Source organism: Qipengyuania gaetbuli, from assembly GCF_020524765.1.
Lineage (GTDB): Bacteria > Pseudomonadota > Alphaproteobacteria > Sphingomonadales > Sphingomonadaceae > Qipengyuania > Qipengyuania gaetbuli_A.
In genome coordinates, this window is sequence record NZ_JAIVLR010000001.1 from 426,401 (window position 1) to 450,277 (window position 23,877).

General features: G+C 65.8%; 28 protein-coding genes. 7 read left to right on the forward strand and 21 right to left on the reverse strand.

What is annotated here, in order from left to right; translation table 11 throughout:
* Nucleotide 1 precedes the first annotated feature (1 nt).
* The 5 genes from LC083_RS02210 to LC083_RS02230 all read right to left on the reverse strand — a co-directional run bounded on the left by LC083_RS02210 (nucleotide 2) and on the right by LC083_RS02230 (nucleotide 5,714).
* Nucleotides 2-1,360, reverse strand: coding sequence for a methyltransferase family protein (locus LC083_RS02210; protein WP_226699006.1), 1,359 nt, complete (start codon nucleotides 1,358-1,360; stop codon nucleotides 2-4).
* A 51-nt stretch (nucleotides 1,361-1,411) separates the two neighbouring features.
* Nucleotides 1,412-2,770, reverse strand: a complete 1,359-nt coding sequence (locus LC083_RS02215; protein ID WP_413469438.1) for a PQQ-binding-like beta-propeller repeat protein — start codon at nucleotides 2,768-2,770, stop codon at nucleotides 1,412-1,414.
* Nucleotides 2,771-2,783: 13 nt separating this feature from the next.
* A complete protein-coding gene (locus LC083_RS02220) occupies nucleotides 2,784-3,569 on the reverse strand; it encodes a tetratricopeptide repeat protein (RefSeq protein ID WP_226699008.1) in 786 nt (261 codons plus the stop codon).
* A gap of 136 nt (nucleotides 3,570-3,705) precedes the next feature.
* Nucleotides 3,706-4,851, reverse strand: coding sequence for a glycosyltransferase (locus LC083_RS02225; RefSeq protein ID WP_226699009.1), 1,146 nt, complete (start codon nucleotides 4,849-4,851; stop codon nucleotides 3,706-3,708).
* A complete protein-coding gene (locus tag LC083_RS02230) occupies nucleotides 4,848-5,714 on the reverse strand; it encodes an alpha/beta fold hydrolase (RefSeq protein ID WP_226699010.1) in 867 nt (288 codons plus the stop codon). Before LC083_RS02230 ends, LC083_RS02225 begins: the two co-directional genes overlap by 4 nt.
* An 80-nt stretch (nucleotides 5,715-5,794) precedes the next feature.
* Between LC083_RS02230 and LC083_RS02235 the strand changes: the two genes are divergently transcribed.
* Complete coding sequence (locus tag LC083_RS02235; RefSeq protein WP_226699011.1) at nucleotides 5,795-7,207, forward strand: protein adenylyltransferase SelO family protein; 1,413 nt, start codon at nucleotides 5,795-5,797, stop codon at nucleotides 7,205-7,207.
* 76 nt (nucleotides 7,208-7,283) lie between these two features.
* A complete protein-coding gene (astD, locus tag LC083_RS02240) occupies nucleotides 7,284-8,699 on the forward strand; it encodes a succinylglutamate-semialdehyde dehydrogenase (protein WP_407692156.1) in 1,416 nt (471 codons plus the stop codon).
* Between the two features lie 10 nt (nucleotides 8,700-8,709).
* On the opposite strand, the gene LC083_RS02245 is transcribed toward astD, so the two are convergent.
* A complete protein-coding gene (locus LC083_RS02245) occupies nucleotides 8,710-9,435 on the reverse strand; it encodes a hypothetical protein (protein WP_226699012.1) in 726 nt (241 codons plus the stop codon).
* A 223-nt stretch (nucleotides 9,436-9,658) separates the two neighbouring features.
* Complete coding sequence (locus tag LC083_RS02250; RefSeq protein WP_170290006.1) at nucleotides 9,659-10,144, reverse strand: glycine zipper 2TM domain-containing protein; 486 nt, start codon at nucleotides 10,142-10,144, stop codon at nucleotides 9,659-9,661.
* A 193-nt stretch (nucleotides 10,145-10,337) separates the two neighbouring features.
* On the opposite strand from LC083_RS02250, the gene rarD reads away from it, so the two are divergent.
* Nucleotides 10,338-11,240, forward strand: a complete 903-nt coding sequence (gene rarD / locus LC083_RS02255) for an EamA family transporter RarD (protein ID WP_226699013.1) — start codon at nucleotides 10,338-10,340, stop codon at nucleotides 11,238-11,240.
* On the opposite strand, the gene pyrC is transcribed toward rarD, so the two are convergent.
* Nucleotides 11,218-12,255, reverse strand: coding sequence for a dihydroorotase (pyrC, locus tag LC083_RS02260; RefSeq protein ID WP_226699014.1), 1,038 nt, complete (start codon nucleotides 12,253-12,255; stop codon nucleotides 11,218-11,220). The genes rarD and pyrC overlap by 23 nt on opposite strands.
* A gap of 38 nt (nucleotides 12,256-12,293) precedes the next feature.
* On the opposite strand from pyrC, the gene LC083_RS02265 reads away from it, so the two are divergent.
* Together LC083_RS02265 and LC083_RS02270 are read left to right on the forward strand one after the other, a co-directional pair.
* On the forward strand, nucleotides 12,294-13,034 hold the full coding sequence (locus tag LC083_RS02265) for a YgfZ/GcvT domain-containing protein (protein ID WP_226699015.1): 741 nt from the start codon (nucleotides 12,294-12,296) through the stop codon (nucleotides 13,032-13,034).
* A gap of 66 nt (nucleotides 13,035-13,100) precedes the next feature.
* Nucleotides 13,101-14,195 (forward strand): S41 family peptidase, encoded by a 1,095-nt coding sequence (locus LC083_RS02270; protein WP_226699016.1) that lies wholly within the window; start codon nucleotides 13,101-13,103, stop codon nucleotides 14,193-14,195.
* Here LC083_RS02270 and LC083_RS02275 read toward each other — a convergent pair whose 3' ends face one another.
* The gene (locus tag LC083_RS02275; RefSeq protein WP_226699017.1) at nucleotides 14,196-14,795 is read right to left on the reverse strand and encodes a TetR/AcrR family transcriptional regulator; all 600 of its coding nucleotides are present in this window, start codon (nucleotides 14,793-14,795) and stop codon (nucleotides 14,196-14,198) included.
* 115 nt (nucleotides 14,796-14,910) lie between these two features.
* Between LC083_RS02275 and LC083_RS02280 the strand changes: the two genes are divergently transcribed.
* On the forward strand, nucleotides 14,911-15,789 hold the full coding sequence (locus LC083_RS02280) for a metal-dependent hydrolase (RefSeq protein WP_226699018.1): 879 nt from the start codon (nucleotides 14,911-14,913) through the stop codon (nucleotides 15,787-15,789).
* 58 nt (nucleotides 15,790-15,847) lie between these two features.
* On the opposite strand, the gene LC083_RS02285 is transcribed toward LC083_RS02280, so the two are convergent.
* The 3 genes from LC083_RS02285 to rplU form a co-directional block, all read right to left on the reverse strand.
* Nucleotides 15,848-16,387: a GNAT family N-acetyltransferase gene (locus LC083_RS02285; RefSeq protein WP_226699019.1), complete on the reverse strand. Its 540-nt coding sequence runs from the start codon at nucleotides 16,385-16,387 to the stop codon at nucleotides 15,848-15,850.
* A gap of 207 nt (nucleotides 16,388-16,594) precedes the next feature.
* Nucleotides 16,595-16,864 (reverse strand): 50S ribosomal protein L27, encoded by a 270-nt coding sequence (gene rpmA / locus LC083_RS02290; RefSeq protein ID WP_160607634.1) that lies wholly within the window; start codon nucleotides 16,862-16,864, stop codon nucleotides 16,595-16,597.
* Nucleotides 16,865-16,876: 12 nt separating this feature from the next.
* The gene (gene rplU, locus LC083_RS02295) at nucleotides 16,877-17,371 is read right to left on the reverse strand and encodes a 50S ribosomal protein L21 (RefSeq protein WP_160607635.1); all 495 of its coding nucleotides are present in this window, start codon (nucleotides 17,369-17,371) and stop codon (nucleotides 16,877-16,879) included.
* A gap of 180 nt (nucleotides 17,372-17,551) precedes the next feature.
* Here rplU and LC083_RS02300 point away from each other — a divergent pair, with 180 nt between their 5' ends.
* Nucleotides 17,552-18,067, forward strand: coding sequence for a hypothetical protein (locus LC083_RS02300; RefSeq protein WP_226699020.1), 516 nt, complete (start codon nucleotides 17,552-17,554; stop codon nucleotides 18,065-18,067).
* Nucleotides 18,068-18,124: 57 nt separating this feature from the next.
* Here the strand turns inward: LC083_RS02300 and LC083_RS02305 are convergent, their stop codons facing one another.
* The 9 genes from LC083_RS02305 to LC083_RS02345 form a co-directional block, all read right to left on the reverse strand.
* Nucleotides 18,125-18,550, reverse strand: coding sequence for a hypothetical protein (locus tag LC083_RS02305; protein ID WP_160607637.1), 426 nt, complete (start codon nucleotides 18,548-18,550; stop codon nucleotides 18,125-18,127).
* Between the two features lie 76 nt (nucleotides 18,551-18,626).
* Complete coding sequence (locus tag LC083_RS02310) at nucleotides 18,627-19,040, reverse strand: molybdopterin synthase catalytic subunit (RefSeq protein ID WP_264187145.1); 414 nt, start codon at nucleotides 19,038-19,040, stop codon at nucleotides 18,627-18,629.
* 46 nt (nucleotides 19,041-19,086) lie between these two features.
* On the reverse strand, nucleotides 19,087-19,329 hold the full coding sequence (locus LC083_RS02315) for a MoaD/ThiS family protein (protein WP_160607638.1): 243 nt from the start codon (nucleotides 19,327-19,329) through the stop codon (nucleotides 19,087-19,089).
* Nucleotides 19,326-19,631 carry a Rossmann fold domain-containing protein gene (locus LC083_RS02320; RefSeq protein WP_226699022.1) on the reverse strand — a complete coding sequence of 102 codons (306 nt, stop codon included), beginning with the start codon at nucleotides 19,629-19,631 and terminating at the stop codon, nucleotides 19,326-19,328. Before LC083_RS02320 ends, LC083_RS02315 begins: the two co-directional genes overlap by 4 nt.
* Entirely contained in the window at nucleotides 19,628-20,002 is a 375-nt protein-coding gene (locus LC083_RS02325; RefSeq protein WP_226699023.1) for a dihydroneopterin aldolase, read from the reverse strand. The genes LC083_RS02320 and LC083_RS02325 overlap by 4 nt, the downstream gene beginning before the upstream one ends.
* A 9-nt stretch (nucleotides 20,003-20,011) precedes the next feature.
* Nucleotides 20,012-20,902, reverse strand: a complete 891-nt coding sequence (locus LC083_RS02330) for a class I SAM-dependent methyltransferase (protein ID WP_226699024.1) — start codon at nucleotides 20,900-20,902, stop codon at nucleotides 20,012-20,014.
* Nucleotides 20,902-22,293, reverse strand: a complete 1,392-nt coding sequence (gene thrC, locus LC083_RS02335; protein ID WP_226699025.1) for a threonine synthase — start codon at nucleotides 22,291-22,293, stop codon at nucleotides 20,902-20,904. The genes LC083_RS02330 and thrC overlap by 1 nt, the downstream gene beginning before the upstream one ends.
* A 51-nt stretch (nucleotides 22,294-22,344) precedes the next feature.
* A complete protein-coding gene (locus tag LC083_RS02340) occupies nucleotides 22,345-22,917 on the reverse strand; it encodes an SURF1 family protein (protein ID WP_264187045.1) in 573 nt (190 codons plus the stop codon).
* A gap of 83 nt (nucleotides 22,918-23,000) precedes the next feature.
* Nucleotides 23,001-23,822, reverse strand: coding sequence for a cytochrome c oxidase subunit 3 (locus LC083_RS02345; RefSeq protein ID WP_226699026.1), 822 nt, complete (start codon nucleotides 23,820-23,822; stop codon nucleotides 23,001-23,003).
* Between the last annotated feature and the right edge of the window lie 55 nt (nucleotides 23,823-23,877).

The following is a 23,877-nucleotide window of genomic DNA, read 5'->3' on the forward strand; positions in this document are numbered from 1 at the left end:
CCTATTCCGCCGGTTGGGCCGCCGCAGCACCGGCGCGCGGCGTGAACAGGCGGAACAGTCGTGACAACGGCGCGGTGATCAGTCCGTTTGCGCTCATCCACGCGTAATATTCGCGGTATTTCTCGTCCTCTGTCAGCAGGTGCGCCTCTTCCGTACGCGCGCGCCAGTAGTAGATGCCGTTCACGCACAGCAGGAAGAAGGTGTTGCGGATGGCATCGGTCATGCTGCCGTTGACCACGAGGAACGGCATTACGCTGCACCACCAGAACAGGTTTTTCGACAAATAGGCCGGATGCCGCGTGAAGCGGTAGGGCCCGTTCGTGAGCACGCCGCGATAGGTGAGGTTTGAAAAGCGGATGCCGAAAGCGAATGTCGCCCAGGCATAGACCGCGGTCAGGAAGACCAGCACGCCCGCCCAGACCCACAGCACCGCCTGGTTCCCGTCGAGCCAGTAGTGCCACTGCCCGACATTGTGTTCATAGCTCATCACCTGACCGTTGCCGAGGATGCCCCAGACGAACGGCGGATAGCAGACCAGCGCGGCCAGCCAGCCACCGAGGAAGGGGTTGCCCGACCGGATATGCGCATCAAGCGGGCGCAGCGTCACGATGTAGCCGACAGCGCCGACCATCACGTCGATCAGGAACAGCAGGTTGATCAATACGACCGCGAAGACGACCGGATTGCTCAGGAATTCATAGAGGTCGGCATTCACCACATTGGCGAAATTCACCGGCACGATGGAGATCATGAAGGCGCCGAAGAAGCCCTTGATGATCCAGGCACGCCAGTGCTTCTTCACCTCGCCCGCATCCCAGTCGTCGCGCATGAACAGCATCGCGCCGAAATGCCATGCGTGGTCGCGCGGGTTCTTCATCACGCGGTCGAGCCACAGGACATAGGGCACCGACAGCACCACCATGGCCGCGCCCATGACGGCGAGGACCTTGAGCGCGTAGATGTAGTTCCCGCTCCAGTACCAGCGGCACAGGCAAAACAGCGCAACGAGAATCGCCCATGTGGCCCACAGGCCCGCGATCTTGGTCAGCGATGTCTCGAGGTCTGCCTTGCGCGTCTTGGCCAGCGACCAATCGATCCCGGTGGACGGGCGCCGATGCACCTTGTCGACGAATACCGACCAGGCGACCATCGGGATGGTGATGAATACGAGGCCTGCGATGGCGGCATTGGGGCCGACCAGAGGCTCGCGCGGGCCGGGCAGGTTCCAGAACTCCGCGATGCCCGCCCAGTCGCGGGCGATCCATACCCATGCGAGCAGCGCGAACAGCCCCACCAGCCCCACGGCTGGCGAGACGTCGCTGGTCGGACGGCGGTCCGGTACGGGTAGGTTCCTGTCCATTGCCACGCCCTATAGCGCGGCAATGGTAAACGGTGCGAAAACTATCGCGCCTTACCGGAAAGCGGTGATCGTGCCGCTGTCGTCGAGGACGTAGAGCGTGTTGTTCGCCACGATCGGCGGCAGGCTGATGTCGGCGTCCAGCTCGGTGAACAGCGTGGCCGAACCTTCGCCCGTGCTGATGCGCCAGATTTCGCCTTCCGAATTGACCGCCCACAGCTGGCCGCCGGCAAGCACCGGGCCCTGCCAGAAGATCGGGCCTTTCTTGTCCTCTTCGTCGCGGTAGCGGGCCATCTGCGTCAGCCAGCGGACCTTGCCGGTTCCGCGCTGGATGGCGATCAGGCGGGCATCGTCGGTGAGGGCGAAGATCCATTCACCGGCGATCGCGGGGGTGGAGATACCTGCGACGTTGAGTTCCCACAGGCGCTGGCCGGTCACCAGTTCGTAGGCCGCCATGCGACCGCCCTGGCCGAGCGCATATACGCGGCCGTTGTCGATGATCGGGTCGGCGTCGATGTCCGACAGCGCACCGACCTGTGTCGAGATCGAGGTGCGCGCAAGGGCGTCGGCCCACAGGCTGCGGCCATTCTCGTAACGGTAGGCGATCAGTTCGCCCGATGTGTAGCCGGCCACGACCGTGCCCTGCCCTGCGGCAGGCGCGGCAACGCCGAAGACGCCGGCCATGGTGGTCGAACCCGATTCGTCCCACTGGATGCTGCCGTCGGCGGCATTGAGGGCGAAGAGCAGATTGTCCTGCGTCATGACGAAGACGTTGTCGAAGGCGAGCGTCGGAGATCCGCGCAGCGGGCCGCCCGGCTTGACCTTCCAGAGTTCCGCGCCGGTCTGGGCGTTGAGGGCGAACACATTGCCCGCCCCGTCGGTCCCGTAGACCGTGCCGTTCGAATAGCTGACGCCGCCGCCGAATGCGGAGGGGCGCGTATCATCGCTCAACTGGGTCTGGTAGCTCCAGCTGCGTGCGCCGGTCTGCGCATCGAAGGCCGAAACGCGGCCGTCAGTGCCGACGGCATAAAGCTTGCCGCTGCCGATCACCGGCGCAGCGCCGAGGCGGCGGCGGTTGTCCGCGCCGGTCACGCTGACGGTGAAGGCCCGCGTGGGTGCCTGCGAAAGGGCGAGGTGCCCGTAGCTCTTGCTGGCAGTGCCGCCGGCCTGGCCCCATTCGGTATTGGCCTGAGCCGGAGGCAGGACCACCGAAACGCCTGCCAGCGCCGGATCGACTTCTGCGCCCGTGGTGATGCGCGAGAGGATGGGTTCGCGCTTGCCGACGGTCGGCGTGGTCTTCTTGCCGTCCCCGCCGCCGAACAGTCCGCCGCTGCAGGCCGACAGGCCGAGGGCGATCGCTGCGACGAGTGCGCCGCGCAGATAGGGTTTTGCGTTGGTCTGGCTCATCTTCATCCCGTCTATTCGATTATTCGGCAGCCGGCTGCTGGGCTTCGGCCTGCGGGTCGACACGCTGCGAATCGAGCAGCTTCTCGACATCGTCCACGGCATCGACGCCGAGGATGCCTGCCATGTTCAGGACCCGGGTCCTGGTGCCTTCGGGCGTGCCCTCGGCACGTGCGATCTGGCCGAACAGGGCGCCGGCTTCGGCGCGCTTGCCCTGCGCGAGATAGGCATGGGCGACGATTTCGCCCGCGCTGGCGAACAGCGGCTCGCCCGGCGTCGCCAGCGGCTTGAGCGCGGCGATGACTTCGGCGGGTTCGAGATCGTCGTACTGCATCGTCACACGGCGCAGCAGCGCCATGTCGCGCATGACCTTGGGCGCGCTTTCATCGTCGGCGACCTCGCCGAACAGCTTCACCGCTTCCGCGTCATTGCCCGCTTCCGAAGCAAGGCCTGCACGCAGCAGCTTGGCGGAAATCACGGCCGTGCCTTCGCCTTCCATGCCGTTCAGCTTTTCCAGCGCGGCGGCATTGTTGCCCGCTTCCAGCTGGTCGAGCGCGACGACCAGCGCTTCGGACTGCGCCTCCATCTTCTGCTCGTTCTGGTTGTCCCACCACAGATAGCCGCCGAAGGCCGCGAGGCCGGCAACCAGCACGCCCAGCAGCGGCTTGCCGTAGCTGGTCGCGAAGCTTTCGAAATCGCCCTGGCGAACGGCATCGTCCACCTCGCGCAGCAGGGCTTCCTGCTCGGCTGCGTCGGCGCGGGCTTTCTTTTCCTCGCGGGTCAGGTCGGTCTTGGGTGTGCGTGCCACTGCGGCGCGTGCTCCATTCAAGGCAAATGTGAAGGCGGGTCTTTAGGCATAGCGGGGGGCAAGGGCAATGCTTGAGCGGCCATGGCGCATGCCTGTCCCCCGACGGGTGAACGGGTGATGAAACGCGCAGGCGCGCTCAGAATTCGCGGCGCATCGCGCTGGAGTAGAGCCGGCGGTAGGTGGCGACCATCCGTTCGCGGTCGAATTGCGCCTGCGCGCGGGCCCGGTTGGCTTCCCCGATGGCTTTCTGGGCCTTCTCGTTATCGGCGAGCGCGCGCATCAGGGCGGATAGATCGTCCTCGTTGCCGGGCGCGCTCAGGAATTCGCGATTCTCGTCCGAGACGATATGCGGGATGTCGCCGACTGCAGGGGCCACAACGGGAAGGCCTGCGGCCATCGCCTCGATCACCGAGAGCGGGAATTGTTCGGACGAGCTGGACAGGGCAAACATGTCGAACAGGCCGATGACGCGCGAGGGGTCCTTGACCGAGCCGGGCAGGTGGACGCGGTGGTTGATGCCCAGCCGGTCGATTTCCGCCTGGATGGCATCGCGCTCGCTCCCCTCGCCGATGATCACTAGATGCCATTCCTCGCGCATCGGGGCGAAGGCACGCACCAGCGCGGGCAGGTTCTTGACCTTGCGCAGTCCCGCGAGCGTACCGACCCATTTCTCGCCCTTGCGCTTGATCAGGCGGAAAGCCTCCGGCTTGGGCCGCATTGCAAAGGCCTTGGTGTCGATCCCGTTGGGAATGCGCTTCACCCGGCCGAGCGGCTGCTGCCAGTCGACCAGCGCGATTTCCTCCAGCGTTTCAGACGGGACGACGAGGCCCGACGCCTTGCCCAGCGCCACGCGGCGGTACCAGGTGCGCCCGCGCTTGCGCTTGTGCAGCTCGCTCTCGTCGAAGCCGTCCTCGTGATGGATCAGCGGCGGCAGCGTCAGCGCTTCGGAGAACATGGTGTGCGCCATGACCGCATCCATCGCGCCCCAGTTGTATGTCAGGACGAGGTCGTAATCCTTCATCGCTCGCGCGATCTTCATCAGCCTGCCGGGCAGCGGCGTGCCCTTGAGGCTGGGAAAATCGGGCTGGAGGACGACGGGAATGTTGCGGTCGATGCCCTCCGCCGCTTCCAGCCGGTCAGGCTCCGCCGACACGATCGTGTGGTGCAGCCCGCGCCCGAAGGCGTTGATGAGTTCGACCGTGCGCCGTTCCTTGCCGCCTGCGGCGAAGGTCGACTGCAGGTGGAGGACGCGCGGCGCGCCGCCGCCGGCGCTGCGGTTCATCGGATGCTGGCGAGCAGCGAATCGATGGCCGAACGGACCTCCGGCTCGTCCAGCGTCGGGGCATGGCCCGCATCGGGCACGGTCACCGCATCGGCGGCAGGCGCACGGCGCTGCATTTCCGCAAAGGCTTCTTCCGGCAGCAGGTTCGACAGGCCGCCGCGCACCAGCAGCAGGGGCTTGGTCGCCAGCGCCTCGAAACCGGGCCACAGGTCCGGCGGCACGGCGTTCTCGTCCGCGGCATTGAAGGGTTCTGCGATCTTCATGTCGTAATCGAAAGCGATGCGGCCATTGTTGCACAGGGTCATCCCGCGCTTGGCCATGGCGATCCAGTCCTCGGTATCGAACGACGGGTGGGCTGCGCCGTGCACTTCCTCCAGCGCGCGAGCGGCATGCATCCAGGTGGGGAAGCTGCGTCCCTGCCCCAAATAGGTGCGGATCTTGTCGATGCCCGAGGGATCGACCACCGGGCCGATGTCGTTGAGCAGCGCACCTGCGATCAGCTGCGGCATGCCCTGCGCGATCAGCATGGTCATCAGCCCGCCCATCGAGGTGCCGACCGACACGAAGCGTTCGATCTTTTCCTGCTGCAACAGCCCCAGCACGTCGCCGATGTAATTGGGCACCGCATAGGTCGCGCTGTCTTCGGCGTAATCGCTCTTGCCGCGACCGCGCATGTCGGGGACGATCACCCGCCAGCCCTTGCTCGCGATATAGGGGGCAACGCCTTCGAAATCGCGGCTGTTGCGGGTCAGGCCGTGGAGGCAGAGCACGGGCGGACGTTCGTTCGCCTCGCCGTAATCGCGGAAATAGAGGGTCAGGCCCTCGGCGCTTTGCCAGCTGCGCTCGCTGAATTCGCTATCCATGGAAAGCGCGGTAGCGGCTTGTGCGGCAAATTTCGAGAGACGACTTGCACCTGTCGTTGCGGACCCTCATCTGGTCGGGGATGCCCAGCGCGCCCGAACCATCCGCCTATCGCCCCGACACACCCGTGACGGAGCTGGCCGGCTGGCTCGCCGATCCGGTGAGGGCAGCCGATTTTCCCGCCACGCGACTGCGCTTTCGCAACGACCGCTGGGCCGCCGCCGTGGGGCTGTCGGATTTGTCGGACGAGGAGTGGACGCACCATTTCGGGCGATTCGATCCGCTGCCCGACAATTTGCCGCAGCCGCTGGCGCTGCGCTATCACGGCCACCAGTTCCGCGTGTACAACCCGCAAATCGGAGACGGGCGCGGTTTCCTGTTCGCCCAGCTGCGCGACGGGACCGGCCGCCTGCTCGATCTCGGCACCAAGGGTTCGGGCCAGACGCCGTGGAGCCGCGACGGCGACGGGCGGCTGACGCTGAAGGGCGCGGTGCGCGAAATCCTCGCCACCGAAATGCTCGAGGCGCTCGGCGTGAATACCTCCAAGACCTTCAGTGTGGTCGAGACCGGCGAGGAGCTCTGGCGCAATGACGAGCCGTCCCCGACGCGCTCTGCCGTCATGACGCGGCTCAGCCACGGACACGTGCGTATCGGCACCTTCCAGCGCCTTCTGGCCCTCGAAGAGCGCGAGCACATGCAAGCGCTGGTCGACTATTGCCTCGCGCAATTCCCCGGCCCGCCCCCGCCTGCCGATGCCCCCGGGCGCGACGAGCCGGCAGTGCGCCTGATGCACCTCGTCGTCGAACGGCTGGCCGATCTCGCGGCAAGCTGGATGGTAGCCGGTTTCGTCCACGGCGTGCTCAACACCGACAACATGAACGTGTCGGGCGAAAGCTTCGACTATGGTCCCTGGCGCTTCCTGCCGAAATGGGAGCCGGGCTTCACCGCCGCCTATTTCGACCATGCGGGCCTTTATGCCTTCGGCCGCCAGCCCGAGGCATTGCACTGGAACTGCGGGCAGTTCGCGGTTGCCCTGCGCCTGATCGCCGATGCGCCGCCGCTGATTGCCGCGATGGAGCGGTTCGGCTCACTCTACATGGAAGTGGTGGCGCGGCGCTGGTGCTGGCGACTGGGCCTCCAAAGCCGGGGCGCCGATGCCGACGCGAGGCTGGTCGGCGCATGCGAGGCCCATATGAGCGAAAGTGGCGTGCAGCCTGATGCCTTCTTCTTCCGCCATCGCGGTGGGCGGAACGCTACGGGCGATCTGGCGCAGCCCTTTGCCGGCTACCAGCCGGTCGAAGACAACCACGAATACTGGTCCGCAGACGAGCCCCAATCCATGCTGGTCGAGGAGGTCGAGGCGATCTGGTCGGCCATCGACAAAGACGACGACTGGGGCCCGCTCGAAGCCAAGATCGCCGCGCTGCGCAGCATGGGCGATGCGCACGGGCCTGCCCCGCTGCCTGCCGGACATTTGCCGCAGGGCGAAAGCTAAACTCGATTTGACGCGCCAGCGCGGCTGGCACATAGGCGCCAGCGGAGACGCCGCGTCGGCGCAGGAAGGGAACGAAGTGTCGCAAGCCGAAATGATTTCGACCGAACCGGCCACCGGCAAGGAACTGTGGCGCGGCCGGATCGGCAATGTCGAACAGGCCGTCGAAAAGGCGCTGTCGGTCCGCGACAGCTGGGCGCGCGAACCCGTGGGCCAGCGCATCGAACTCATGCGCCGCTTCGCGAACGAAGTCCGCAAGCAGGCCGAACCCTTTGCCGAACTGATCGCGCGCGAAAGCGGCAAGCCCCTGTGGGAAGCCAAGACCGAGGTCGAGGCGGTGATTGCCAAGGTCGAAATCTCCAAGACCGCCTATGCCGAGCGGACCGGCCAGAAGAAGCTCAACAGCGCGCTTCAGGGCACTGCCGCGCTGCGTCACAAGCCCCATGGCGTGATGGCCGTGCTCGGCCCCTACAACTTCCCCGCGCACCTGCCGAACGGGCACATCGTCCCGGCGCTGATCGCGGGCAATGTCGTGATCTTCAAGCCGAGCGAGAAAACGCCGGCCGTGGGCGAATTCCTGGTGAAGTGCTTCAACGCCTCGGGCATTCCCGAAGGCGTGGTGCAGTGCCTCATCGGCGGTCCCGAAGAAGGCAAGGCGCTGGTCGAGCACGCCCATGTCGATGGCGTGCTGTTCACCGGCTCCGCGCGCGCAGGCATCGCGATCAATCGCAAGCTCGCCAGCAATCCGGCCAAGATCGTGGCGCTGGAAATGGGCGGCAACAACCCGATCGTCATGCTCGATACGCCCAAGATCGACGATGCGGCGGCAACGATCATCCAGTCGGCCTTCACCACTGCCGGCCAGCGCTGCACGGCTGCGCGGCGTCTCGTGGTCGTCGACAGCATGTACGACAAGATCGTCCCGGCGGTTAAGCAGCTGGCGGAAAAGCTGATTGTCGACCAGCCCTTTGCCGATCCCCAGCCTTTCATGGGCTGCGTCATCGACAACCAGACCGCCGACCTGTTGTCCGAAAGCTTCGTCGCGCTGATCAGCCGCGGCGGCAAGCCGCTGATGCACATGAAGCGGCCGGACGAGAACCTGCCGTTCCTCTCGCCGTCGATCATCGATGCGACCGAGATGTCCGAGCGCCCCGATATCGAGTTGTTCGGCCCGCTGCTGCAGGTCATCCGCGTGCCCGATTTCGATGCCGCCATCGCCGAGGCAAACAACACGCGTTACGGCCTCTCAGCCTCGCTGGTCGGGGGCAAGCCGGAAGATTTCGAGCGCTTCTGGTTCGAAGCGCGCGCGGGTATCCTCAACTGGAACCGCCCGACCAACGGCGCGTCATCCGCAGCGCCCTTCGGCGGCGTGGGCCTGTCGGGCAACCATCGCCCGGCCGCCTATTACGCGGCCGACTACTGCGCCTATCCGGTGGCGAGTACGGAAATGGACCAGCCGCGCGCCAGCATCGGCGTCGGCCTCAAGGACGGCTGATAGGTTCGGCTCAGCGCTTGCTGGTGACGAGGTCGATTTCGGTGACCTCGCCCGGCAGGTCGCGGGCATAGACCACCATCGCGCTATTGCCCTTGGTGGCGGACAGCACGTTGTCGCCGCCCTTCACCACGTGTTCCACGCTGTAGCCCGCGTCATTGGCGCGGGTGACGTAGAAGGCCAGCACGTCGTTCTTCGGCACGCCGGTGCGGAAAGTGACGGCGCGTAGAGCGCAGGAGCGCTCGTCCGTCCCCGCCGCCTCGACCGTGTTGCCGCGCGGATAGACCGGGAATTCGGCCGGCAGCTTTGCCGCCCAGGACGCGGAATAGCTGACCGCCTCGAAGCAGTTGCCGCCATTGGCGGACTGCATGGCGCGGGCCGCCTTCACCATGGCAGCGGTATCGGCAGCATCTTCGGACAGGCGGCGCGGCGTGGGCGCTGCATCCATGTTGGCGCTACCCCCGACGAGTTCCGCAGCGCGGGTGCGTGCAGCCTCGATCGCGCGGGGCGAGGTGTCGATCTTGGGCACGTTCTGGTTGCCGGTGCCCGACAGCGCGGCATTGGCTTCGCTGGTGCCAGCCATGTCGGGATCGGTAGCGAGATTGTCGCCCAGCGCAGCCTCGCTCGCCGCGTTCATGTCATCGCCGGCCTCGCCCGCATCCTCGCCGTTCTGGCAGGCGGCCAGCAGGGCAATCGGGGCGACGACCATGGTGATCGGGGCGAAAGGGCGCAGTTTCATTTCGGCATCTCCGGCACGTATTTGCCGCCGTAATGGCCGCGCGCGCACCAAAAAGCCATATGCGCCAGCAGGCTGCGCCATTGCGGGACAGGCAGAGACCGACACGTGAAATGGGCGCCGCCCGCTCCTTCTTTGCGAGGAGGCGGACGGCGCCCGACACGACCCAGGAGGGATCGCGCTATCGGCCGCGGGTGGGCACGACCGGTAGCTGGTAAAACTGGTCTCAGCCGCAGCGGGTGTTCGAGCGGTCGATGGTACGGCCGAGCAGCGCACCCGCCGCACCGCCGAGGATCGCGCCGAGGGTGCGATCGCCGCGACCGGCGACTTCGTGGCCGATCAGCGCACCGACCCCTGCGCCGACCAGCAGGCCTGTGGTGCCGTTCTCGCGTTCGCAGTAATAGCGCCCGTCACGGCCGCGCCAGACGCGGGTGTCGCGGTAGACCGGCTGGCCGTAATCGCGGTCGTAACCCATGTAATAGGGGCGCGCTTCGCGGTAGCTGCCGCGATAGTCGTCATAACGGTCATTGTGATGGCGCTTCCAGTGCTTGCGCTTCTTGCCGTGTTCGTAGGTCATGTCGCCCGCGATGGAGGCGGCATGGGCGTGGGCCTGCGGCGCGGCATGGGCCGGGACAGCGGCCGATGCGGGCATGGACAGGGTCAGGCCGGTGGCGGCGATGGCCAGCGAAGCAGTCTTGAGAAGGTGTGCCATAGTTCGTTTCCTTGGTCTTATCGGGCGGTCTTTTTCGACTCGGGGGTGTCGATGTCGTTCAGGAATACGCTTCGCATTCTGAACGGTTTGCAACCGCGCTGTCAGCAAACGACAGTTTCGACGAGCCGTGCCGCTTTGCCGGACGAATTGAAGCTTGCGGCCCGGATGGGGCGCGCCTAGGCGCAAATCGTTCATGGACACGACAGCATCAGACCAGCGCCGATCGGGGCTTTTGTCAGCCTTCAGCGCCTATCTGATCTGGGGTTTCCTGCCGCTCTACCTGATCCTGGTGCGCGAGGTTCCGGCCTTCGAATTCGTCGGCTGGCGCATCCTGTGGACGCTGCCGCTGTGCCTTGTGATCGTGGCCGCGCGCAAGCAGATCGACCAGCTGGTACGCGCCTTTGCCACGCCCAAGGTCATGCTGCTGCTGCTCGCCAGCGCCACGCTGATCGCGGTCAACTGGGTGGTCTATGTCTGGGCGATCCAGCAGGGCAATGTCTACGCGGCCAGCCTCGGCTATTACATCAACCCGCTGGTGAACGTCCTGCTCGGTACGCTGGTGCTGGGCGAACGGCTGTCACGCGCGCAGTGGATCGCGGTCGGCCTTGCAGCGGTGGGCGTATCGCTCCTGCTTGCAGGCGCGCTGACCACCTTGTGGATCAGCTTGACGCTGGCACTCAGCTTCGGGACCTACGGCCTCATCCGCAAGCAGGTGGACGTGGGCGCCCTGCCCGGCCTGACGATCGAATCCATCCTGCTGACCGTGCCTGCCGCCGGGGTCGCCTGGTATTACGCCGGAACGCCCGCGGGCTCGTCCTTCACGCAGAGCTACGGCCTTTCCGCCGCCATCATGCTGGGCGGCGCGCTGACCGCCTTCCCGCTGCTGCTGTTCGCCATCGCCGCGCGCAAGCTGCCCTATTCGACGCTCGGCTTCATCCAGTTCCTGGCGCCCAGCATCGTCTTCGTGCTGGGCCTGACCGTCTTCGGAGAGCAGCTGAAACCCGCGCAGGCCGCCTGTTTCGCCTGCATCTGGGCGGCAGCGGCGATCTTCGTCTGGGACCTCTGGTCGCGTTCTAGGACGCCAGCCGCCAGCTGAGCGTTTCGCCTGCGTGGAACGGCACGATGGCCGCGCCGCCGCCATCGACTTCTGCCGGGACTTCGACCGGGGCCTTTTCCAGCGTCACCGAGCCTTCGTTCACCGGCAGGCCGTAGAAAGCCGGACCGTTGAGGCTTGCAAATCCCTCGAAGTGGTCGAGCGCGCCTTCCTCGTCGAACACGGTGACATAGCTTTCCAGCGCATAGGGCGCGTTGAAAATGCCGGCACAGCCGCAGTCGCTTTCCTTGGCGCCGCGGTGGTGCGGCGCGCTGTCCGTGCCGAGGAAGTACTTGGCCGAGCCGCCCGTGGCCGCCTTGCGCAGCGCCAGCCGGTGTTCCTCGCGCTTGGCGACGGGCAGGCAGTACATGTGCGGGCGGATACCGCCGACCAGCATGGCATTGCGATTGATGTGGAGGTGCTGCGGCGTGATGGTCGCTGCGATGTTCGGGCCAGAGGCATCGACGAATTCCACCGCCTGGCGCGTGGTAATGTGTTCGAAGATCACCTTCAGTTCGGGCAGGCGGTCGACCAGCGGCTGGAGCACGCGCTCGATGAACACGGCCTCGCGGTCGAAGATATCGATATCGGCATGGGTGACCTCGCCATGGACGCACAGCGGCATCCCGATCTCGGCCATCTTTTCCAGCACGCCTGCAATATTGGCGATGTCGGTTACGCCATGCGCGGAATTGGTTGTCGCCCCGGCCGGATAGAGCTTGGCCGCGGTCAGCACGCCATCGGCAAAACCGGCGGCCAGGTCGCCTGCATCGATATTGTCGGTGAGGTAGGCGGTCATCAGCGGGGTGAAGCTCACCCCTTCCGGCACCGCGCCCAGAATGCGTTCGCGATAGGCGGCAGCCAGCGCAGTGGTCGTCACCGGCGGCGAGAGGTTCGGCATAACGATCGCGCGGGCGAACTGGCGCGCGGTATGCGGCACGACGGCGCGCATCGTGTCGCCATCGCGGAAGTGAAGATGCCAGTCGTCGGGGCGGCGGATTGTCAGCGATTCGACCATGCGGTTGCCTATGCCGCCGGGCGACCTATCTGTCACCCATGACCGCAAGCCGCCTGTTCGATCGCGCCCTCGTCCGCCTCACCCCGCGTGAGGAAGGAGAGGATGTTGCCGCCTTCCTGCAGGGGCTGCTGACCAATGACGTGACCAAGACCCTTCCGGTCTATGCCGCGCTGCTCACCCCGCAGGGCAAGACCCTGTTCGACATGTTCGTCTGGCCTGCCGCGGACGGCCAGCTGCTGCTCGATTGCGAGGCCGCGCTGGCGGAAGAACTGGTGAAGCGCCTCTCGCTCTACCGCCTGCGCCGCAAGATCGACATCGCGGTCGATCCCGGCCTTGGCGTGCACTGGCAGAAGGAAGCGGGCGATGGCGGGGCCGCCGACCCGCGCCTTGCCTCGCTCGGCCAGCGCTGGATCGCCCCTGTCAGCGACAGCGACGAGCCCGCGGACGATGATTACCGCGCCCACCGCCTTGCGCTTGGCGTGCCGGAGGGCCGCGCGGAGCTAGGCGATATCCTGTGGCTGGAGACCAATGCGGTCGAATTGAACGGCGTCGCTTTCGACAAGGGTTGCTACATCGGGCAGGAAAACACCGCGCGCATGAACTGGCGCAGCAAGGTGAACCGCCGCCTGGTTGTGGTGGCGCTCGAACACTCCGACGAAAAGCGGCGCAAGGTAGCGCATCCGGAACTCGCGCTCGCCATCGATCACTTGCGGGTGTCGGACATCGATCCGGCCCTCGTTCCGGTCTGGCTCGGTAAGGCATTCGTCGAGGACCGATAGTCGCGCATCCGGCTTCGGTGCAGGCATCCGGCGGGGATGACCGGGATGCACCGAGGAGGTTCGCGAATGCGAATATCGATACTGCCTGCCATCGCCCTTGCCCTGACGCCCCAGCTGGCGGCCGCGCAGGAAACCGACGACCCCGCGGTCCCCGAAGCCGCCCGCGCCGAAGTGGTCGAGGCCCTCGGCGAAGCGCTGATCGGAAAATACGTTTTCCCCGATGTGGGCGAACAGGCCGCGCAGGCCCTGCTCGAAAAGTCGCGCGCGGGTGGCTATCGCGACCACGGGACCGCTGGCAGCTTTGCCGAAGCGCTACGCACCGACCTGCGCGCCGCGGGCAACGACCGCCACCTGCAGGTGCGCTACATACCCGGCTTCGCTCCGCCCGAAGGGGCCGACCCCAACCACCATAGCGAGGAGGAGGTCGCCGAGATGCAGCGCGAAATGGCGGCCAACGGCTACGGGATCTTTCGCACTGCCCGCCTGCCCGGCAATGTCGGCTATCTCGATATCCGCTTCTTCGGCCCGCCCGAAGGAGTCGCCCCGGCTTACGAGGCGGCAATGCAATTGCTTCACGGCAGCGATGCGCTGGTGATCGACCTGCGCGCGAATGGCGGCGGCGATCCGGCTGCGGTGGCGCAGCTCGCCAGCCACCTGTTCGCCAAAGGCGACGTGCGTCATATCAACAGCATCTACAACCGGCTGGAAGACCGCACGCGCGAATTCTGGACCAACCAGAGCGTGGAAACGCGGTTTACCGGGCCGCTTTTCGTCCTCACTTCGGACTATACCTTCTCGGGCGGCGAGGAATTCGCCTACGACATCCAGACACAGAAGCGCGGCACGCTCGTCGGCGAGACGACGGGCGGCGGCGCGAATCCCGGCATGATGGTGCCGCTGGGGCACGGCTTTGCCGCCTTCATCCCCACCGGGCGCGCGGTCAATCCGGTTACCGGCACCAATTGGGAGCACGTCGGCGTCGTGCCCGAAGTGGCTGTGGATGCGGACGAGGCGATGAAGGAAGCCTTCGGCCGCGCGCTTGCGACGATCAAGGAAAGCGCAGGGCCCGAACGTGCGCAGGAAATCACGGGTGTGGAGGCAAGGCTGGCGGAAGGAAAGCTGGACCTGCCGGGCTGGAAGGACCCGAGCGCCGATCGCTAGCTAGGGCTTGGTCGCGACCGCCTCGAGCGAGCGGACGAGCATCCGCTCGGCGCGGTCGCGGGCAGCCGTTTCCGGCAGGCCGAGCGAACGCGAAAGCGCGCTGCCGATCAGCGCATCGCCCATCGCCATCAGGACCAGCGCGAGCGTTTCCTCGTGAACCTGCGTCGGCGACCCGCCGTGCACGGCCTCTTCGGGCGCGATTTCGTCGACCAGTTCGTGGATAGTTTCCACGATGGGTGTCAGCGCGTCTTCATTGCCGGTCAGGATCATCCAGCTGGCAAGCGCTCCCGCTCCTTCCTTGTCGAAGGCGTCGAAGGCGAGGTCCACCACTTCACGCGGATGGCCCAGCCCTGCGCGGCTGGCGCGAACGGCATCGGCGATGGTCGCGCAGACTGCTTCGGCAAGGTGCCCGGCCAGCGCCTTCTGCAGGCCTGCGGCAGAGCCGAAATGGTGGAGCAGGTTTGCGTGCGTGCGCCCGATGCGCGACGATACGGCCTTGAGCGTGACCGATTGCGGCCCGGTTTCGATCAGTAGCGAGCGCGCCGCTTCAAGAGCTGCGAGCCGCGATTCCTCGGGCGAAAGACGTTTTCTGGTGGCCATTGCCATGAAGCGGTAAACCATTGCGGCTGGCAGGGGAAGCGCTCCGGCGCGCCTTATTGACATCTATGTCAGTATCGATTACTTACACTGATGTAAGTTAATCACGGAGCAGGACATGAACGCCCCCCTCCCCATCGATACCGCCACCGCTCGCACCGCGCCGACGCCCGAAGACCTCACCATCACCGTGCGTGACGAGCGTTTCAACCGCGGCACCACGCCGCGTCGCTGGTGGGCGGGCGAGCCCTTCGGCACCGCCTGGCACAATGCCTTGTCGGCCACCTTCCCGCGCGGCGAGGCCTTCTTCATCGAGGCCGTGAAGGCCCACCGCGAAGGCGCCGATCCCAAGCTCGAGGCCGAAATCCGCGCCTTCGTGAAGCAGGAAATCAATCACACCCGCGAACACATCGCCTTCAATCGCCTCGCAGAAGATGCCGGCTACGACATCAAGGCGATCGACCAACGTGTGGCCGAACTGCTGGCGCTTACCAAGGACCGCCCGGCCATCGCCAACCTCGCTGTGACCATGGCGCTGGAACACTACACCGCGATGATGGCGGCCGAATTCCTCGCCAATCCGCAGCACTTCAAGGACGCCGATCCGGAAGTGCGCGACATGTGGCGCTGGCACGCGGCCGAGGAAATCGAGCACAAGGGCGTTGCCTACGACACGTGGAACCACGCGACAAAGGACTGGACGCCCTTCCGCCGCTGGAAAGTGCGCAGCATCGTCATGCTGACCGTCACCGCGCGCTTCTTCAAGAACCGCTGGGTCGATTCGCTGAACCTGCTCGAACAGGACGGCATCACCGGCTGGAAGGCCAAGTGGGGCCTGTTCAAGTACCTCACCGTGTCGCCGGGCGTGGTGCGCCGGATCTTCCCGGCATGGCTCGCCTATTTCAAGCCGGGCTTCCACCCGTGGGATCACGACGACCGCCACCTCATCAATCTCTACGAGGGCGAGTTCGAGGACGCGCTGCTCCCCGCCGAGTAAGCTTTCCGTATCGGAAACAGAAAAGGCCCCGCGAGCGTATCGCGGGGCCTTTCTTGTGTCATGCGGCCACGAGGTTCGGGCCTGCCTCGGCGTCGAGATCGAGCCGGTACATCACGCATTCGGCCTTCTCGCCGCGCCCGCAGCTGTGGCGCAGGGCCGTCTTGCCGGTGGGAATGAAGCCCAGCTTCCTCAACACCTTGCCCGAGGCGGGATTATCGGTGAAATGCCCCGCCACGATCTGCCTGTGGCCGAGCAGCCGCGCCACTTCGAGCACGCCGCGCGCGGCTTCCGTGGCGAAACCCTGCCCCCAGAAAGGGCGCGCGATCCAGTAGCCGATCTCGACCTCGCCATCGGTCTCGTCGATGCCGATGCATCCGACCAGCTCGGAGCCATGCGGCCCCGGCTTCGTGATCAGGAAGCGGGGGAAGCGCGCATCCTGCTTTCGCATGACGAATTCACGCGCGTGTTCGGGGAGATAGGGCCACGGCGCACTGGCAAGATTGCGGACCACGCCCTGGTCGGCAATGCCGCCGAACAGCGCGTCTGCATCTTCGGGCCATGCGGGCCGCAACAGCAGCCTCTGCGTGATATGGAACATCGGTATTCTCCCCGTATCTCCACGCTCCGGGCTCCTAGGCCGGACGCGTGACAATTGCGTGATGGCGAAAGGATATTTCGCCGCGAAATCGAAGAGGGAGAAACGACAAGAGGGAGACGGGTCGGCCCCATCTCCCTCTTCGTCTGCCGGATCGTTAGCCCGGCTGGGACCGTCCCGTTTGGACGATCCCGTTATCGGAACGTCCGGTTATTCGGCTGCTTCCGCCATCGCATCGACCGATACGTATTTGCGGCCGAGCTTGCCCGAGTGGAATCGGACGACGCCGTCGGTCAGCGCGAACAGCGTGTGGTCCTTGCCCATGCCGACGTTGACGGCCGGGTAGAACTTGGTGCCGCGCTGGCGCACGATAATGTTGCCGGCGACCACGGACTGGCTGCCGAACTTCTTCACGCCAAGACGACGACCGGCCGAATCACGACCGTTACGCGACGAACCGCCTGCTTTTTTATGTGCCATGGTCCGGGCTCCTTACTTCTTGGCTTCGGTCTTCTTGGCAGCCGCCTTCTTGGCGGGAGCCTTCTTGGTTGCAGCAGCCTTGGCCGGTGCAGCCTTCTTGGCCTTGGGCGCAGCCTTCTCTTCGGAAGTGTCCTTCTTCGGAGCGGCCTTCTTGGTTTCGGCCTTCGGAGCGGCTTCCTTCTTGGGAGCAGCCTTCTTCTCGGCCTTCGAATCGCCAACCGCGGTGATGCGCAGGAGAGTCATCTGCTGGCGATGACCGTTCTTGCGGCGGTAGTTGTGACGACGACGCTTCTTGAAGACGACGACCTTTTCGCTCTTCGCCTGTGCGATGATCTCGGCCGAAACGGTCACCTTGCCGGCGTCCGAAAGCTTGTCGCCTTCGCCTGCGAGCAGGACGTCGCCCAGCGTGATGGTGTCACCGGCTTCGCCAGCCAGCTTCTCAACCGCGATCTTGTCTCCGGCGGCAACCCGGTATTGCTTGCCGCCCGTGCGCACTACTGCGAACATGGTCGTTATCTCTCGTTCAAATTGCTGTGCCGCATCCTTGCGAATCTACGGCGCACCCGTCGACCCACCTAGGGCGGGCCCGGAAAGAAGCGTGCCGTTAGGCGAAACGCGGGACCAAGTCAACGCTGCCATCAGGCATTTTTTGCCATTCGCGCTGGCGCGCATCAGGTCGCGTGCTATGTGAGCGCCATGTCGCGAATTGCAAGCCTCTGCCTGCCGCTGTCGCTCTGTCTTGGCGCCTGCGCCAGCTCCGGCGGCGACTATCCCTCCCTCGCCATCCGCGATGCCGAGCGCGCGCAGGGAAGCTTTTCCTCGCCCGAGCGCAAGACGATCGACGTCCCGCCGGTGGAAACGGACCTCACCGGCCCGCTCGACCAGACGCTGGTGCAGCTGGTCGCCGCGACGGAGGCCGCCCATGCCGATTTCCTGGAAATCGCGCCGCGTGCACGCAAGCTCGTCGCCGCAGCGGGCAGTAGCGAGGTGGGAAGCACGGCCTGGGCCAGTGCGGAAGTCGCCCTGTCGGAACTCGATTCGGCCCGCAGCCTTGCGGCAATCCCGCTGGGAGATATCGACACGCTCTACAGCGCGGCCCGCGTGGCAGCAGGCGACGTCGCCGCGATCGAGGCGGCGCGCGCGCGGATTACCGCAATCATAGCCGAAGAAGACGAAACGCTCGCGCAGCTGCGCGAGCGTTGAGAAAATCCGGAGAAGACGCGGGGAACTAGCTGCCAGCGTCCCCCGCGCCCCCCTCTCCTATCGCACCAGCGATGCGACGGTGACTGCCACCAACCCCCAGGTGAACACGATGGCCGGCAGGATCAGCACCTGCACTGCGGCATCACGTGCCGGGAGGCGGCCCGTGTGGGTCATGATGCCCTTGGTCTTGAGCTGGCCGAAGCTGAGCGCCTTCGAACGCGTTTCGGGCGAAAGGCGCGTCCAGATCGTCGGCACGCCGAAAGCGGCGACGATGAAGAAGGCGAAGATCACCATGGGGATGGCGAGGCCCGAACTGGGCAGGCCCGCTGCCATCACGGCGATGAAGCCGAGGTAGAGGCCGACGGTCGCCACATAGAGGCCGCGAGGCAGTTCGAAGGTCCGGTCGACCTCGTGATGCTTTACGGGGGTTTCGACGATGCGGGCCTGTTCGGCAACGAGTTCGCGGCTGAAGTGCTTAACCATTCTGCGTCTCCTGTCTGGAGCCATTGATGACGCGGGCAGGCGGGCGATTCCTTGATCGAAATCAAAGGCTCGCCGATTATTTCCAGCGGGCGAGGTCCGCGCGGTCCTGTGCGCGCGGTTCGATCCAGTGCCAGCCGTCCTCGCGCCGTTCGCGCTTCCAGAACCAGGCAGCGGACTTCAGATGGTCCATCACCATGTCCACCGCGTCGAAAGCCGCGCGGCGGTGGGGTGCGGCGGCAGCGACGAGCACGATGGCCTCGCCCGGCGTCATGACGCCGACGCGGTGCCAAGCGAGCAGGCCGGCAAGCCCGAAGCGCGCGGCGGCCTGTTCGGCCAGCGCTTCCATCCCAGTGAGGGTGAGCGGTTCGTAATGGCTGAGTTCGAGCGCCTTCACCCCGTCCCCGCCCCTGACTTTGCCGAGGAAGCTGGCGGTCCCGCCTGCATCCGGGTTGGCTGCATCGAATGCCGCCAGCGCCTCGCCGACGGACATCCCCCGGTCGAGCACGCGGACATCGACCGGTGAGGAAATCGCCAGCCTAGCCACCGCTGACCGGCGGCAGCAACGCGACCTCGTCCCCGTCCTCGGCCAGCAGTGCGGTCTTCTCGGCTAGCACGCGGCCCTTGCAGGCGACATTGACGCGCTCTTGCCTCAGCTGCTCGGCCACCTCGTTCCCGACGACGGCCAGCAGCCCGTTCCAGTCAAGCGGGCCGGCAACCTCGGCGGCCTGCTTTCCGGCGAGGTCCTGCAACGGTCCGAGGAAGAGGATGCGGACGCTCACGCTGCCGCTTCGAGATATTGGCCGGTCACGCCCGGCGCGCTGGCAAGATAGGCCTCCAGCGCGTCGACATTGCCGCCCTCGCCCGAAACCACATTGATCCGGCGCGGAGCGTGCTTGCGCGCCAGCATCGCGGCCGCCGCGCTGCGCCATTCGCCATGTTCGTAGGACGCGGGCTCCAGCACCACGAGCACGTCCTGCCCGCCAGCCAATGCGCGCTCTATCGGGTCGAGCCAGTTCTGGTGGAAGAGCCCCGCTGCGGCGAGCGGTTCCTCCGGCATGCCGTCGACCTCGATCCGCTTCATCCCCGCCGTTCCCGGTGGAGCGTGATGCCGATCTTCTCGCCCGCTTCGGCAATCGCCAGCTTGACGATCTTCACCGTCACCGCCTCGACCCGATTGTCCTGCAGGAACAGCGTTTCGCATACATGGTCGGCGACCGCCTCGATCAGCTTGAAATGCACGCCTTCGGGCAGCGCCTCGGACGCGGCGAACTTCAAATCCATGTAGTTCTTCGAATGGTCGAGCGAGGTATCGGGCCCGTAATGTGCCAGCGGCTTCATCCGCGCGGTGATGGTGAAGCGCAGCGGCTGCGGCTTGCCCGTCTCTTCGGAATAGATGCCCGTCAGTACGTCATGTTCGAAGTCGGCGACTTCGAGGATCAGCGAATCGTTCATCTGCGTTCCCTAGCGCGGATTGGACCAGCGCGCGAAGATCGCGGTGGGAAGGTGGCGGTCACGCTCGCCCGTCTCGCGCACGGCAAGGTCGCCGTGCTCGATCTTGCCGGGCAGGCCTTCGAACACCTCGTCGAGCAGGCCGGCCAGCGCGAGGCTGCTCATGCGCACGGCATAGACCGTCAGGAAGAGGAAACGGCTGTTTGCGTCCAGCAGCTGGCGGCAATCGGCGATGAGGCCGGGCAGGCTCTCTTCCAGCCGCCAGGTTTCGTTCTTCGGCCCGCGCCCGAACTTGGGCGGGTCGAGGATGATGCCGTCATAGCGGTTGGCACGTCGCACCTCGCGCGCGGCGAACTTGCTGGCATCGTCGACCAGCCAGCGGATCGGGCGGTCTTCCATGCCCGACAGCGCGGCATTCTCGCGCGCCTGGGCGACCGACTTCTTGCTCGCATCGACATGGGTCACGCGGCCGTGGCGGGACAGCGCCAGCGAGCCGACGCCGGTGTAGCCGAACAGATTGAGCGTTTCGGCGTCCTCGCGCCCGGCCAGTTGCTCGCGCATCCAGTCCCACACCGGCGCCATGTCGGGGAAGAACTGGAGGTGGCGGAAAGGCGTGGGCTGGGCGGTGAAGCGCACCTCGTCATAGCCCAGCGTCCAACCGTCTTCGGGCAGCTCGCGTTCGAGGTGCCAACGTCCGCCGCCATCCTCGTCCGCGCCGGGAATGAATTCGCCATGCGCGTTCCACTCGGCCATGCGCGGCGACCACATCGCCTGCGGTTCGGGGCGGATGAAGCTGTAGTCGCCGAAGGCCTCGAGCTTGCGGCCATGGCCGCTGTCGAGCAGGCGATAGGCATCCCAGCCCTCGCCCACCATCAGCACCGGATCGCGAACCAGCTCGGCCATCAGGCGGCGTTCTCGAGGATGTGGGTGCGCACGGCGTCATAGGTGCCGGGAAGCTCGACGTAGTGCTCCTCGCGCGAGAACAAATCGCCCACGCGCACCGGCAGGTTCGGGCGCAGGCCCGTGGCGCGCTCGACCGCGTCGGGGAACTTGGCCGGATGCGCGGTGGCAAGCGTCACGACCGGCACGTCCGCAGCAATACCGGCCGCGCGCGCGGCGTGGAGGCCGATGGCGGTATGCGGGTCGAGCATCTCGCCGCACTCCTCGAAGGCCCAGCGCATGGCCTGCGCCATGTCGGCTGCATCGGCGCGGGCGCTGGTAAAGAGCGCTGCCGCCCCTTCGCGCTGCGCATTGGTGAGACGCATGGCCTTCTCGGCCTCGAAACCGCGCATCTGCTCCGCCATGGCAGCACCGTCGCGCCCGCCCACGTCGAACAGCAGGCGCTCGAAATTGGAGCTGACCTGGATGTCCATGCTGGGCGCAGCGGTCGGGGTGACGCTGCCGGTCGAATAGTCACCATCGCTCAGCGCGCGGTGGAGGATGTCGTTCACATTGGTGGCGACGATCAGCTGCTCGATCGGCAGGCCCATGCGCGCTGCGACGTGCCCTGCGAAGACGTCGCCGAAATTGCCGGTCGGCACGCTGAAGGCGATCTTGCGCTCCGGCCCGCCAAGCTGGAGCGCGGCGGCGAAGTAATAGACCACCTGCGCCATCAGCCGCGCCCAGTTGATCGAATTGACCGCCCCGATCCGGTGCTTCGATGTGACATCGGCATCGGCGAAGATCCGCTTCACCATCGCTTGCGCATCGTCGAAGCTGCCCTCGATGGCGAGGTTGTGGACATTGGGCGCGCGCACCGTGGTCATCTGGCGGCGCTGCACATCGCTCACCCGGCCCTTGGGGTGGAGCATGAAGATCTCGACATTTTCCAGCCCCGCCACCGCATCGATGGCCGCGCTGCCGGTATCGCCGCTGGTCGCCCCGACAATCGTCAGGCTGCCCTCTTCGCGCGAAAGGAATTCCTCGAACAGCAATCCGAGCAATTGCAGCGCCACATCCTTGAATGCCAGCGTCGGGCCATGGAAGAGTTCGAGCACCCAGTGCTGTTCATCCAATTGTACCAGCGGTGTAACCGCCTTGTGCGCGAAGCGGCCATAGGCACGCGCGGTAAGTTCGCGGAGGCGTTCCGGCGTCAGGCTACCCTCGACGAAAGGCTCCATCACCCGCGCCGCCAGTTCGGCGTAAGGCAGACCGCGCATCGCAGCGATCTCGTCATGGCTGAACCGCGGCCATTCCTCGGGCACATAGAGCCCGCCATCGGAGGCGAGGCCGGCCAGCGTGACGCCGGCGAAATCGAGCGTCGGTGCGCTGCCGCGGGTAGAGACGTATTTCATCGTGGAAAGGCGGTTAGCGATGCCGCCGCAAACGGGCAAGCAAGCCGGTCTTTAATCGCCCCTAGTCCGCGTGGACCTGCGGCGCAGCGCGAGGAAATAGATCACCAGCGCGGTCAGGGCGAAAAAGAACCACTGCCCGGCATAGGCGAGATGGTTGTTCGGCAGGCTGCGGGGATCGGGACGGGCGAGCGGCTGGAGGCCGGCCAGCCCTTCTTCCGCGACGACCCGACCACCCGGAGCGATCGTTCCGGAAACCTCGCCCCCGCTCCATTCGACCGGCTGGGGATCGCGCGAATAGCCGATGTCGACCGTCACGCTCGTGCCATCGTCGAGCGCACAGGACACGCGCTGGGCCACGCCCTTTTCGCCGGTTGTGCTGGTGCCTGCCACCGTGGTCGCACCCGACACGGAGGCGCAGGCAATGCTGGTGCGGCGGTAGAGCAGTTCCTCCACCATGGCCGGATCGCGCGGGTAATCCACCGTTTCGGTCATCGAGAGCGATTGTTCCGCACGCGCGATCAACGCCTCCTTTTCACCCATGCGCCCCAGCTGCCAGATGCCGAGGGCGATCATCACGGCAACCGCACCGGCGACGATGATGGTGGGGATGACGGGAAGGCGCATGACTATCCTTGCGGTTCAAAAGAAAAGGGCAGCCGCGGCGTGGCCGGGCTGCCCTTTCTCATTGTCCGGCGAACCGGACGATATCAATGGAATTCGGCACCCCAGCCGCCCCAGACGTAGACGACGGCGAAGAGGAACAGCCACACCACGTCGACGAAGTGCCAGTACCACGCAGCCGCTTCGAAGCCGAAGTGCTGGCGCGGGGTGAAGTGGCCCTTGTAGGTGCGCACGAGGCAGACGATCAGGAAGATCGTGCCGACCAGCACGTGGAAGCCGTGGAAGCCGGTCGCCATGTAGAAGGCCGAGCTGTAGGTGTTGCCACCGAAAGCGAAGGGCGCAGCGCCGTATTCGTAGGCCTGGATGCAGGTGAAGACCGCGCCGAGCAGGATGGTCAGCCACAGGCCCTTCTTCAGGCCTTCACGGTCGCCGTGGATCAGCGCGTGGTGCGCCCAGGTGACGGTGGTGCCCGAGCACAGCAGGATCAGCGTGTTGAGCAGCGGCAGCGAGAACGGGTTGATGACCGCCTCGATCGCTGCGGGCGGGAACTGGCCGCCGATCACCTCGGAGATTTCCGAGGGGAACAGGGCGAAATCGAACCAGCTCCAGAACCAGCCGACGAAGAACATCACTTCCGAGGCGATAAACAGGATCATGCCGTAGCGCATGTGCAGCTGCACCACCGGAGTGTGGTCGCCGCGCTGCGCTTCCTTCACGATGTTCGAGAACCAGGCGAAGAAAGTCGCGATCAGACCGGCAATGCCGAGGCCGAGCACGAGGTGCGCGCTGGCCATCTCGTGCATGAACAGCACCATGCCGCTGGTGAAGGTCAGCGCCGAAATCGAGCCGATCAGCGGCCAGATATCGGGTTCGAGGATGTGATATTCGTGATTGACGTTACCAGCCATTGTACTCGTGTCCTGGGTTTCGCTTTGCGGAGGCCCTTAATGCGCCAGACGGCGC